The following is a 12,429-nucleotide window of genomic DNA, read 5'->3' on the forward strand; positions in this document are numbered from 1 at the left end:
TAGTCTATAATCTTTGGTAGTTTAAATTCAATACATAATGCATAGATTGGGTTTGACCGAGTTTTTACTCGTAAATATATTAAGGAGGTGCAGAAATTGAAGCAGACTTATCAGCCGAACAATCATTGGAAGAAGAAGACTCATGGTTTCCGTGAGCGCATGAAGACTAAGGGTGGCCGTCAGGTACTGGCTCGTCGCCGCGCAAGAGGCAGAAAGAAGATTTCAGCATAATATTAGGTCACCTCGGTGACCTATTTTTATTATCGGGGAAGCATGGCGTATGCTTTTGCTTTGAATGGAGTTTTCTTTATGTACAAATTACCGAAGGTGCGCATTTTGCGCCGCAGAAATGATTTTCAGCGAATCCATCGCTTGGGAAAATCTTATGCTAACAGGTATTTGGTGGTGTATGTCTTTACAGCAAGCGGGCTGGAAGGCAAGGTAGGGTTTGCTGCCGGCAAGAAGCTTGGCAATGCAGTCACCAGGAACCGAGTCAAACGGCTTCTGCGTGAGTGCTACAGGCTGAATCAGCACAGGCTTGACGGGAGCTATACGCTCCTGCTGGTGGGCAGGAAGGCAGCGACTACCGAAAAATACGATGTTATTGAGAAGGCTTTTCTCAGTTTAGGCAGAAAAGCGAAGATTTTGAAGGGATGATACGGGTGAAAAGAGTGTTTCTTTTCCTGATAGATGTGTACAGAAGGTATATTTCACCCCTGAAATCCCCCTGCTGTCGTTATATTCCCACCTGTTCGGAGTATGCGATGATAGCTATTGAAAGATACGGTGCTATGAGGGGCGGCTGGCTCGCCCTGAAGCGCATCCTGCGCTGCCATCCCTTTCACGAGGGGGGCTATGATCCGGTTCCGTAGTATAAAGGACGTGTTGATTTGGAATTTATGATGAACCTTTTTGATCCGCTGGTGCAGGTATTCCGCCTGGTATTTGAAGGCTTTTACAACCTCACTGCGGCTGTTGGCTTTGCCAATTACGGTATTGCCATCATTTTGATGACTATTTTGGTGAAGGCCCTCATGTATCCCCTGACTGCCAAGCAGGTGCGCTCCATGAAGGCAATGCAGGAGCTGCAGCCTGCCCTGAAGAAGCTGCAGAAGGACTACAAGAACAATCCGCAGCTCTTGCAGCAGAAGATGGCAGAGCTCTACAAGGAGGCAGGGGTTAATCCTCTGGCCGGCTGCCTGCCTCTTTTGATTCAGATGCCTATCCTGATGGGTGTTTACTACTGCCTGTACGGATACAGCTATTCAGGTGATCCTACCTTCCTGTGGCTCACCAGCCTGTCGGATACAGATCCTCTGTATGTGCTGCCTATCCTGTCTGCCCTGACTACCTATATCCAGCAGAAGCAGACTATGGCCAACAATGGGCAGGATAACCAGCAGATGAAGATCATGAGCTATATGATGCCTCTGTTCATCGGCTGGATTTCTTTGAATTTCCCATCCGGACTGGTTGTTTACTGGGTAACCATGAACCTCTGCCAGATTGCGCAGCAGTGGTACATGTTCCGCGGTGAAAAAAAGCTGGCTGTAGAGGTAGAGGATGCTTCTGCCAGCGATAAGAAGAAGAGGTAAGATTGATGGCTGTTGAAATTGAAAAGACAGGAAAGACGATAGATGAGGCGAAGCAGGCGGCTCTTTTGGATCTGCAGGTTTCTGCTGATATGGTTGAGTTTGAGGTGCTGGCGGAGCCTAGCAAGGGCTTTCTGGGACTGATTGGCGGCAGGCCTGCCAGGATTCTGGCACGGGTGAGGGAGCTGACCCCTGCTGACAAGGCAAAGAAGTTCCTGAGCGATATTTTTGCTGCCATGAACCTTGATGTTACTATTGAGGTCAGCGAGGCAGAGGATGGCGTTGTCCTGAACCTGATCGGTGACAATCTGGGCATCCTGATTGGCAAGCACGGCCAGACGCTGGATTCCTTGCAGTATCTGTCCAACCTGACTGCCAACAAGGGGCTTTTGGAGGAAAAGGTGCGCATTATTCTCGATATTGAGAATTACAGGAGCCGCCGGGAAGAAACCCTGCGCCGCCTGGCACTGCGTTTGGCTGACAAGGTACGCCGCACAGGTGAGCGCATCGTGCTGGAGCCTATGAACCGCCATGAGAGAAAGATTATTCACATGGCATTGCAGGACAATTACCGCATTTCCACCTACAGCTCCGGTGATGAGCCGTACCGCAAGGTGGTTATTGAGCAGAAGCGGGGCAGGCGTGAGCGCCGTGATTATCGCGGCGAGTACCGTGGCAGCCGTGAGAGCCGCTACGGCAGGGAGCCGATTTCCACCAATACGGACAGCGGCAGCGAGTTTTCCTATGAGAGCATTGAACGCGGTGAAGAATAAGCAAATAGATAGCTGATGGCTGTGAAAGGGCTGTTTGCAATTGGGTTATGATGGTATAATCTAATTGAAGCGGCTCTTTTTTTGTAGATTTTATGAGGATGAGATTATGCAGCAGGATTATACGATTAGTGCGATTGCCACTGCTATAGGCGAGGGCGGCATAGGCATTGTCCGGCTTAGCGGTGAAAAATCAGTAGAAATAGCGGAAAAGTGCTTCCGCCCTGCCGGGGGGCACAGGCTGTCGGAGTGTACTCCCAGAGTGGCGGTATTTGGCAGGATATATGATGAGGAAGGCAGGTTTCTGGATGAGGCAATCTGCATTGTGATGCGGGCGCCTCATTCCTATACCTGCGAGGATGTGGTGGAGCTGCAATGCCATGGAGGTCCCCTTGTGCTCAGGCAGGTGCTGGGGCTGACCTACAGGCTGGGAGCCCAGCCGGCAGAGCCGGGAGAGTTTACCAAGAGGGCCTTTCTGAACGGCAGGCTTGATCTCAGCCAGGCACAGTCGGTGATGGATGTGATTCAGGCGCGCACGGCGGCTTCATTGGAGATGGCGGCAGGCAATTTGCAGGGAAGGCTGTCGGAGGAAATCGGCAATCTGCGGCAGGAGATTCTGGAGATTATTGCTCACCTTGAAGCATCTATTGATTTTCCCGAGGATGATATCGAGGAGGTAGCTCTTGGGGAAGCGGAGCTGAAGGTGGAGAAGATATATGGGCAGGTGCAGGACCTGCTGGGTTCTGCCGACAGGGGCAGGATTCTCAGGGACGGGCTGCGCACGGCGATTATCGGGCGTCCTAATGCCGGCAAGTCCAGCCTGATGAATCTGATGCTGGGGCAGGAGCGTTCCATAGTAACTGATGTTCCGGGGACTACCCGTGACAGCATTGAGGAGTATGTGAATATAGGCGGTATTCCCCTGAAGCTGGCTGATACGGCAGGCATCAGGGAGGCGGAAAACCTGGTGGAGCAGATTGGCGTGGAGAGGGCATACAGCTATGCCAGGGAGGCAGAGCTGGTGCTGGCGGTGTTTGATGGCTCCCAGGGGCTTACAGCGCAGGATGAGGCCATTTGGCAGCTTTTAGGCCAGTGCCGGGGCAGGATTATCGTTATTTTGAATAAATCTGACCTGGATGGCAAGCTGGGACAGGAAGATATAGAGAAAATTGCAACTGAAAAAGAGGTTGAAGAAATCTATGATATTATAACCATGTCCGCCAAGGCAGGCTCCGGCCTGAACGAGCTGGAGGAAGCCATACAGAGGCTGGTTTTCGGCGGCAAGATCGGCTGGCAGGAGTCGGCTATGGTCAGCAATGCCCGGCAGCAGGAGATTCTTCGCAAGGCTCTGGAGCTTCTTGAGCAGACCAGGGTGACGCTGCTGAACGGCATGAGCGAGGATTTTGTGGTGATAGATTTGCGCTCGGCCTGGGAGAAGCTGGGGGAGATTACGGGGGAGACTATCGGCGAGGATATTATTGACGAGATTTTCAGCCGGTTCTGCCTTGGCAAATGAGGCGGCTAGAGCTTTTGAAAAATTTTTGAGGTGAGTTCATGAACAAGGATGATATATTTATTGCCGGTGAGTATGATGTGATTGTCATCGGTGCCGGCCACGCCGGGGTGGAGGCGGCATTGGCAGCGGCAAGGCTGGGCTGTGAGACGCTTCTTGCCACCCTCAGTATGGATAATATTGCCATGATGCCCTGCAATCCTTCTGTAGGAGGTCCTGGCAAGGGACATCTGGTCAGGGAGCTGGATGCCCTGGGGGGGCAGATGGGCATCAATGCCGATGAAACCTGCATCCAGTTCAGGATGCTGAACACGGGGAAGGGGCCTGCTGTCCATGCTCTCAGGGCACAGGCGGACAAGAAGCACTACCAGTTCCGCATGAAGGAGGTCTGCGAAAATCAGGAGCGTCTGGATGTGAAGCAGCTTCTGATTGATGAGCTGATTGTGGAGGATGGCAAGGTCAGGGGCGTCCGCACGGAAAATGATGAGTATTACCTCTGCCGGGCGGCAATTTTGGCTACCGGCACTTATTTAAAGGGTTCTATTATAATTGGCGAGCATACCCATACCGGCGGCCCTAATGGCCAGCGGTCAGCGGAAAAGTTGTCTCAGTCCCTGCTGGCTGCCGGCATTGAGCTGATGCGCTTCAAGACCGGCACTCCTGCCAGAGTAGACAGCCGTTCACTGGATTATAGCAAAATGGAAATCCAGCCGGGGGATGAGGAGGCACGGAATTTTTCCTTTATGAGCGATGTGGCAACCCGTGAACAGGTGCCATGCTATCTGACCTATACCAATGCAGCTACCCACAAGGTCATTATGGACAATATCCACCGTGCCCCTATGGCAAACGGACTGATAAAGGGGGTAGGACCGCGCTATTGCCCGTCCATCGAGACAAAGCTGGTACGTTTCCCTGATAAGGAGAGGCATCAGCTGTTCCTGGAGCCGGAGGGCAACCATACTAACGAGGTCTATGTGCAGGGCATGTCCACCAGCCTGCCCATGGATGTGCAGCTGGCTTTCCTGCATACTATTCCAGGGCTGGAAAAGGCAAAGATGATGCGGCCTGGTTATGCTATTGAGTATGACTGCATCAATCCATTGCAGCTAAAGCCTACCTTGGAATTCAAGAAAATCAGCGGCATGTTTTCTGCCGGGCAGTCCAACGGTACCTCCGGCTATGAGGAGGCTGCTGCCCAGGGGCTGATGGCAGGCATCAACGCCGCCATGAAGCTGCAAGGGAAGGAACCGCTGGTACTGAAGCGTTCCGAGGCGTATATCGGTGTGCTGATTGATGACCTGGTGACCAAGGGCACCAATGAGCCATACAGGATCATGACCTCCCGGGCGGAGTACCGGCTGCTCCTCAGGCAGGATAATGCTGACTTGCGCCTGACGCCTATCGGCAGGAAAATCGGCCTGGTGGATGATGCCAGATGGCAGCGGTTTACGAAAAAGCGGGATGCCATAGAGGCAGCCTTGAAGCTGCTGCAGGAGACCATTGTCAATCCAAATCAGGAGACCTTGCAGCTGCTGGCAGGGGCCGGCATCGGGGAAATAAAGAACAGCCAGAGGCTGTATGACCTGCTGCGCCGCCCGGAGGTTTCTTATGATTTGCTGCAGCCATTATTTTCCTTGCCGGTGCTGCCTGACGAGGTAAAGCAGCAGGTGGAAACAGCTATTACTTATGACGGCTATATTCAGAAGCAGCTGGAGCAGGTGGCACGGATGGAAAAGCTGGAAAACAAGAAGATTCCGGCAGAGCTTGACTATGAGGATGTGCCGAACCTCCGGGATGAGGCCCGGGAAAAGCTGCAGCTGGTAAAGCCAATGTCCTTGGGACAGGCAGGCAGAATATCCGGCGTTTCCCCGGCAGATGTGTCGGTGCTGATGATTTACCTTGAGCAGAGGCAGAGATTGGAGGCTGGCAGGGCATGAATTTCCAGGAATATTTAAAGGATGCGGCAGAGCAGTTCGGCGTGGTGCTGACAGAAAAGATGATAGGGCAGTTTGATTTGTATTTTCAGCTTTTGGTGGAATGGAATGAAAAAATCAACCTGACGGCGATTACCGAGCCAAGGGAGGTTGCCATCAAGCACATGATTGACTCCCTCAGCTGCTGGGATGACAGGTATTTTCCGCCGGGGGCGGCAGTGATTGATGTGGGAACGGGGGCAGGCTTTCCCGGCATTCCCCTGAAGATTTTCCGGCCTGATATCAAGCTTACCCTGCTGGACTCCTTGAACAAGCGCATCAAGTTTTTGCAGGAGGTGGCGGATAAGCTGGAGCTTGACCAGGTGCAGTGCGTCCATCTCAGGGCAGAGGAAGGAGCCAGGCAGCCGCTTCTCAGGGAAAAATTTGATGTGGCTGTCTCCCGTGCGGTGGCAAGGCTGTCGGTGCTGGCGGAGTACTGCATGCCTTTTGTGAAGGTGGATGGGTATTTTGTGGCTCTCAAGGGCATGAAATATCAGGAGGAAGTAGCAGAGGGGGCCAATGCCGTCAAGGTGCTGGGGGGCAGCAGTATCAGGTCTGTGCCGGTAAGGCTTCCGTATATTGAGGACAAGCGGGCAGTGCTTTATATCAGGAAGGTCAGGGCAACGCCAAAGGCTTATCCGAGGAAGGCCGGGACGCCGGACAAGAATCCGCTGTAAGGCATGTTAGCAGATGTTGCTGGATGTTGTTATCTGATGTTTTGAGATTAATTTCTTATGGCGGGATTTTGCGTTTTGATGTAGAATTTGGTTGTAGGAATATGATTTTTTGGTAGTTTGCGGTCTGATGCTTTTGGTTTCAGGCGGCAGGGGGGAACGGCATGAATATGAAAAAGATAGTTACCTTGGTTATGGCATTGGTGCTGCTGCTGGGCTGCGGGGCAGAGGCGGCAGTCAGCAGCACTGGCAGTGCAAATACGGTTGGCAGTACGGATGCCAGCGGGGAAAAGGAAAAACAGGATGAACGCTATGTAAAGCTTTTTACGGATAGCTATTTTAATTATTACATGGACAAGAAAAGTGCCAAGTGGATTGCCTGCCCTGATAAAAATGATGAGTATATTATTGATGTGTGGGTGAAGCTGGAGCGCATTGAGGAGGCTAATGCCAAATCTCTGGCAGAGCGCATGAATGATAGCCAGTACACATATCAGGAAAAGTATTATCTGGAGCATTACTATATCAGGCCATCCACGCAGCAGATACAGTTCCTCTGCGAGCTGGAGGTCAGCGGCAGGCCGGATAATGATATCAGCCAGCGGAAGTACAATGTTAAGAACTGGGAATACCTGGTGCCTGAAAGCGTAGAGGACAATATCTATCAGGCTGTGGTAAAGAAGATGGGCAAGAAGCCGGGCTCCAAGGGAAATATCCTGGAAAGTGCAGGGGACTTTATTGAGGATGTATTCAGGATTGCCATCTGATGCCTGCATTGCATTGTGCGGTACTTTTGGCGTATGAAATATGTGATACGGTACAATTAATCTTCTTATTATTTTTTTAGTGGACTCTGTTCAGACTAAAAGAGGATGGGTTACGGCAGTACCCTCAGAAACACGCTCTCGCTCCTCGTTGTGCCTAGCGGTGCTAAGCTCTCGCTGCGCCTGACGGCTTGCGAATTGCTAAGCACCGAGGCGCAACAAAGGTTTCTGATGGCACATGCCGCAACCCATCCTTTTCTTGTCTGAACAGATACAGCAGAATGATAGCCTTATATTTTTTGCACGTTACGTAGAAATAGTACTAATGTCTTAATATTTTGCCTGTCCTTCTGCTACCATGTCTTGAACATCTTCATGTATGTTGTTGTCATAAACAGATGGCGTAAACCTCGCCGGGCCGCCTATGCCGAAATACTTCTCAAAGAAAGCTTTCAGCTTGTCAATGATGCCCTGCTTCTTCTTTTCCCGGTTTCCGCTGCCAAAGCGGCTGACAGGGGGCATGAGCTTATCAATATCCGTGCCGACAGTTTTTACTTCGCCATCCCGGAAGGAGGTTTCCAGAAACTTCCTTGTTTCCTCCGGCTTCAGCTTTTCCTCTGCAATGATGGCGGACAAATCAGCCTCACGCTGCCGGGCTACAAAGCCGTGCCATTCTGACATAACGTCATCGTCCATCTCATTCACATTGGCAATAAAATCCTCTACCAGCTGCTTCTTGCTGCGCAGTTCCGGGCTGGCGTTAATGGCTTTACGGATGGTAATGAGGATTTCTTTATCCTGGCCATTACTGTCATGGTACTTTTTCACCAGCATGAGGATATAATCAATGTTAATCTCAATCTGCTTGATAAGCTCAACCTCAAACACAATATCATCTATTATGTCCGTGGCCTTGCCAGCGTCAATGAGCCCTTTCCATTCATCCCGTAAGTCCTGATACCTGCCCAGATAATCCTGCATATCCCTCTCACTGATAAGTTCCATCCCGGCAAACTCATCAAAGGAACTCAGCAGATTTCGCATCCTGAGCACAGCACCGAAAAGCTGGATAAAATCCTTCTGGTGCTGTTCGCCTTCAATGCGCGGTTCAGTCAGGGGGAATTTCTGCAAAAGATTGTCCACCAGGCAGGTATACCCATTAACCTGCTTATTATTCTCATCCACATATCCGTTGTAGTAATCCTGAAATTTCCTGAGCAGGACGATACCGCCAGCTTCCTTGTCCCCAAATCGTGCAATGGCTGTATCAACACGTTTCTGCAAGTTGCGGAAGCAGATAATATTGCCAAAAGTCTTTATGCTGTTCAGGATGCGGTTGGTACGGCTGAAGGCCTGAATAAGACCGTGCATTTTAAGGTTCTTATCCACCCAGAGGGTATTCAGGGTGGTAGCATCAAATCCTGTCAGGAACATATTGACCACAATCAAGAGATCAAGCTCCTTGTTCTTCATTCTCAAGGAAACATCCTTGTAGTAGCTCTGGAACTTATCGCCATCGGTGGAATAATTTGTGCGGAACATGGCATTGTAGTCAGCTATGGACTGTTCCAGAAAGTCCCTGTCAGTCTGTGAAAGGGCAGAGGTGTCCTCCGGGTTTTCCTCATCAAGAATCCCATCTGCTTCCTCCTGGTTAGCTCCATAGCTATAAATAACAGCTACACGCAGCTCCTTGGTATGGTCGGCAGCCATCTGCTTCCTGAACTCATTATAATACATCTTTGCCATAGGCACTGACGCCACAGCAAAGATGGAGTTAAAACCGCTGACACGCTGTTTCTGCTTTATCTCATCCACCTTGCCATGAGCTGCAGACGCTACTTCCTGAATATTGGTAAGCTGGTTGAAGATGTAGGTTTTATCCCCTCTGTAGGTTTTCTGGTCAAAATGCTCCAGTATATACTGGGTAATCAGCTTCACACGCTCAGGTGCCTCAAAAGCTTTTTTGCGGTCAATGTCCCAAACCTGCTCATCATCAATGTCCTCATCCAAGCCCATAGTCCTGATATAATCTACCCGGAAAGGCAGCACGTTTTTGTCATTGATGGCATCCACAATGGTATAGGTATGCAGCCTGTCACCGAAGGTCTGCTCAGTAGTCACGAAATGAGGATTGGTTACAGCACCAGCATTGACAGGAAAGATTGGCGTACCAGTAAAGCCAAAGATATGGTACTTCTTGAAATTCTTGACGATGGCAGCGTGCATATCGCCGAACTGGCTGCGATGGCACTCATCAAATATAATGACTACATGCTGATAGAAAACAGGGTGTCCGCTTTCCTTCTTGATGAAGGTGGCAAGCTTCTGGATGGTAGTGATGATGATTTTGGCATTGGCATCTCCCAGCTGCTTTTTCAGCACGGCGGTGGAGCTGTTGCTATTGGCAGCTCCCTTCTCAAATCTGTCATACTCCTTCATGGTCTGATAGTCCAGGTCCTTGCGGTCAACCACGAACAGCACTTTGTCGATGTAGGGCAGGCGGGAAGCCAGCCGGGCGGTCTTGAAAGAGGTAAGGGTTTTGCCGCTTCCCGTGGTGTGCCAGATATAACCGCCCCCGGCAATAGTGCCATACTTCTTGTAGTTGTGGGCAATCTCGATGCGGTTCAGGATACGCTCCGTAGCCGTAATCTGATATGGCCGCATCACCATCAGCATATTCTCAGCCGTAAATATGCAGTATTTGGTCAGTATATTCAGCAAGGTATGCTTGGCAAAGAAAGTCCTGGTAAAGTCCATCAGGTCAGTAATCACCCTGTTGCTGGCATCGGACCAGAAAGAGGTGAACTCAAAGCTGTTGCTGGTCTTTCCCTTCCTGCCCCTGCCAGCATTGGAAGCCTCCTTCACGGCATTGAATCTAGTGCTGTTTGCATAATATTTGGTATTGGTGCCATTGGAAATAACGAAAATCTGCACATACTCAAAAAGTCCTGAACCTGCCCAGAAAGAATCACGCTGGTAGCGGTTAATCTGGTTAAAAGCCTCCCTGATAGCCACCCCCCTGCGTTTTAGTTCCACATGGACGATAGGCAGGCCATTCACCAGAATTGTCACATCATAACGGTTGTCATGGCGGGCTCCCTCTCCCTGACTGATGGTGTACTGGTTGATAACCTGAAGCCTGTTGTTATGGATGTTTTTCTTGTCAAGCAAGGTGATATTCTTGGATGAGCCATCGTCACGCCTCAGAACCTGTACAAAATCCTCCTGAATTTTTCTGGATTTGCCCGCAATTCCTTCATTGGTGTTGGCAATAGCCGTGGCAAAGAACTTCTTCCATTCATTGTCTGAGAAACTATAGTTATTCAGTTCCTCCAGCTGGTGGCGAAGGTTGGCTATTAAATCCTTTTCGTTGTGGATTTGCAGGTATGTGTAGCCCTGCTCCGCAAGAAGGATAATAAATTCACGTTCCAGCTCCGCCTCAGACTGGTAGAAATCAGGTCTGTTCTTCACAGGCTCATATTCAGTTACTACGGTGTTTTCCGTAGTTTGTGCGACAATATTGAAGTACGGCACGGTATTCAGCACCTTTCTCATGGAAGTTCAAATTCCTTGCGTTTTCATACTAACATTATAACAGAAAAATAAGCCCTGCAAAACCGCCAGCTGGTGCAAAAATGATAAGCTATCTGAATTCAATGACCTTACATTAGAGCAAGTAAGTAAACAGGCTGATTATTTGCATAGTGTATACTAAAGGATGTTCAAAAATTCTGTTTAATAAGGATTTGTGCATGTGGCAGCATTTTGGTAAAATATAGGTGCAACAGGATTGAGTGAGGGGTGATGGTGTTGGTTCATGAAAGAACAATGAGATTGGCAGGGAAGGACACGGTATTCAGGGATTTGTTTTCCCAGAAAAAGTACCTTTTGCAGATGTATCAAGCACTACATCCAGATGATACAACCATAAAGGAAGATGATTTGGATATTGTGACATTGAAGTCAATTCTGATGAACGGCATATACAATGACCTGGGCTTCATGGTCAGGGGCAGCCAGCTGATGATCCTGGTGGAAGCTCAGTCAACGTGGTCTTCCAATATCATTATCCGCTCTTTGATGTATTTGGTGGAAACGTATCAGGACTATTTTAGGGAAAATAAAATTAAGCTGTATGGCAGTCATAAGGTTGATTTGCCAAAGCCTGAGCTGTATGTTATCTACACTGGTGACAAGGGAAGCCATCCTGATATATTGTCACTTAAAGATGAATTTTTCCCTGACACAGATTGCTGCATAGATGTCAAGGTGAAGGTTATTTACCTTCAGGATAGTGATGATATTATCAATCAGTATATAGGATTTTGCAGGGTATTCAATGAGCAGGTAGCATTGTATGGCAGGACGCTGACAGCAGCAAAAGAGATTATCAGGATTTGTCGTGATAGAAATTTGCTGAAGGAATACTTGCGTGAACGCGAGAAGGAGGTTGAGGAGATTATGATTACTTTATTTGACCAGGAATATATCTGGAACCTTGAAAGAGATAGCATAAGATCAGAAGCTTTTGCACGGGGAGCAAGCGAAAAACAAACTCAAGTGGTGTTAAATATGTTCAGACGCAATATGGCGGTAGATGATATTGCCGACATTAGTGGAAGCTCCGTGGAGGAAGTTAAGGAAATCCTGAAAAATGCTGCGGTTCTTCATTGAGCTATATAGTTATAAGTAAAAAGCATGACAGTTGATGTGTCATGCTCAGACCGTAGACAAATATGGCAGCGAGTTATCCACACTCGCTGCCATATTTTTGCCTTATAAAGTAGTTTGTATTTTATTTTTTCAAAAAAACTATTTTTGCCATGTACAGACGGCTTTTGCAGCCTCTTCCTGTGTTTCCATATTGCCAATTTCTTTAAATTCATGCATGCAAAAGTTAGCGTCGCCTGCATTTTTACCTTTTCCAGACCACGCAGCATGGTATACCTTAACCCATGACGTTCCTTAGCATCTGCAAATACCCTCTCAATGGTTTCTCTGCGTTGCTTATAAATTTCCTTGTATTGGAATACATGCCGGTATTCCTCAGCATATTCCATATACTCTGACCATATATGGCGTGTCACAACCTTTGTATGGTTGCGGCTCATTGTACATTTTTCAATATATGGACATTGGC

General features: G+C 49.0%; 11 protein-coding genes and 1 pseudogene. 10 read left to right on the forward strand and 2 right to left on the reverse strand.

All coding sequences use genetic code 11. The annotated features are described in order from the left end of the window. The first annotated feature begins 96 nt into the window (after positions 1–96). The 9 genes and pseudogenes from rpmH (at position 97) to FYJ84_RS10340 (ending at position 7,292) form a co-directional block, all read left to right on the forward strand. Positions 97–231 carry a 50S ribosomal protein L34 gene (gene rpmH, locus FYJ84_RS10300; RefSeq protein ID WP_027396727.1) on the forward strand — a complete coding sequence of 45 codons (135 nt, stop codon included), beginning with the start codon at positions 97–99 and terminating at the stop codon, positions 229–231. A gap of 78 nt (positions 232–309) precedes the next feature. Further along, the gene (gene rnpA / locus FYJ84_RS10305; protein WP_154407526.1) at positions 310–657 is read left to right on the forward strand and encodes a ribonuclease P protein component; all 348 of its coding nucleotides are present in this window, start codon (positions 310–312) and stop codon (positions 655–657) included. A 5-nt stretch (positions 658–662) separates the two neighbouring features. Continuing rightward, positions 663–872, forward strand: coding sequence for a membrane protein insertion efficiency factor YidD (gene yidD / locus FYJ84_RS10310; RefSeq protein WP_277007307.1), 210 nt, complete (start codon positions 663–665; stop codon positions 870–872). 27 nt (positions 873–899) lie between these two features. Continuing rightward, complete coding sequence (locus tag FYJ84_RS10315; protein WP_235901425.1) at positions 900–1,595, forward strand: YidC/Oxa1 family membrane protein insertase; 696 nt, start codon at positions 900–902, stop codon at positions 1,593–1,595. Between the two features lie 5 nt (positions 1,596–1,600). Further along, positions 1,601–2,239, forward strand: a pseudogene (jag, locus tag FYJ84_RS10320) (RNA-binding cell elongation regulator Jag/EloR); the annotation flags it as partial. A 232-nt stretch (positions 2,240–2,471) separates the two neighbouring features. Continuing rightward, entirely contained in the window at positions 2,472–3,878 is a 1,407-nt protein-coding gene (mnmE, locus tag FYJ84_RS10325) for a tRNA uridine-5-carboxymethylaminomethyl(34) synthesis GTPase MnmE (protein WP_154407529.1), read from the forward strand. A 53-nt stretch (positions 3,879–3,931) separates the two neighbouring features. Beyond that, positions 3,932–5,815, forward strand: a complete 1,884-nt coding sequence (gene mnmG / locus FYJ84_RS10330) for a tRNA uridine-5-carboxymethylaminomethyl(34) synthesis enzyme MnmG (RefSeq protein WP_328596377.1) — start codon at positions 3,932–3,934, stop codon at positions 5,813–5,815. Continuing rightward, positions 5,812–6,528, forward strand: a complete 717-nt coding sequence (rsmG, locus tag FYJ84_RS10335) for a 16S rRNA (guanine(527)-N(7))-methyltransferase RsmG (protein ID WP_154407531.1) — start codon at positions 5,812–5,814, stop codon at positions 6,526–6,528. The genes mnmG and rsmG overlap by 4 nt, the downstream gene beginning before the upstream one ends. Before the next feature lie 161 nt (positions 6,529–6,689). Beyond that, entirely contained in the window at positions 6,690–7,292 is a 603-nt protein-coding gene (locus tag FYJ84_RS10340; RefSeq protein ID WP_154407532.1) for a hypothetical protein, read from the forward strand. Positions 7,293–7,619: 327 nt separating this feature from the next. Here FYJ84_RS10340 and FYJ84_RS10345 read toward each other — a convergent pair whose 3' ends face one another. After that, positions 7,620–10,844, reverse strand: a complete 3,225-nt coding sequence (locus tag FYJ84_RS10345) for a type I restriction endonuclease subunit R (protein WP_154407533.1) — start codon at positions 10,842–10,844, stop codon at positions 7,620–7,622. A 246-nt stretch (positions 10,845–11,090) separates the two neighbouring features. On the opposite strand from FYJ84_RS10345, the gene FYJ84_RS10350 reads away from it, so the two are divergent. Continuing rightward, a complete protein-coding gene (locus tag FYJ84_RS10350; RefSeq protein WP_205764207.1) occupies positions 11,091–11,963 on the forward strand; it encodes an RpnC/YadD family protein in 873 nt (290 codons plus the stop codon). Here FYJ84_RS10350 and FYJ84_RS10355 read toward each other — a convergent pair. Beyond that, positions 11,957–12,429: transposase (locus FYJ84_RS10355; RefSeq protein ID WP_205764208.1), on the reverse strand; the 473-nt coding region annotated here is incomplete at its 5' end. The two genes, FYJ84_RS10350 and FYJ84_RS10355, sit on opposite strands and share 7 nt — an antisense overlap.

The organism is Anaerovibrio slackiae (assembly GCF_009695585.1).
In the GTDB taxonomy this organism is placed as follows: Bacteria; Bacillota; Negativicutes; order Selenomonadales; family Selenomonadaceae; genus Anaerovibrio; species Anaerovibrio slackiae.

Coding starts and splice junctions, on each gene's coding strand:
- rnpA (WP_154407526.1), top strand. CDS start 310: ATGTACAAATTACCGAAGGTGCGCATTTTGCGCCGCAGAAATGATTTT.
- FYJ84_RS10315 (WP_235901425.1), top strand. CDS start 900: ATGATGAACCTTTTTGATCCGCTGGTGCAGGTATTCCGCCTGGTATTT.
- FYJ84_RS10340 (WP_154407532.1), top strand. CDS start 6,690: ATGAATATGAAAAAGATAGTTACCTTGGTTATGGCATTGGTGCTGCTG.
- mnmE (WP_154407529.1), top strand. CDS start 2,472: ATGCAGCAGGATTATACGATTAGTGCGATTGCCACTGCTATAGGCGAG.
- rsmG (WP_154407531.1), top strand. CDS start 5,812: ATGAATTTCCAGGAATATTTAAAGGATGCGGCAGAGCAGTTCGGCGTG.
- FYJ84_RS10345 (WP_154407533.1), bottom strand. CDS start 10,844: ATGAGAAAGGTGCTGAATACCGTGCCGTACTTCAATATTGTCGCACAA.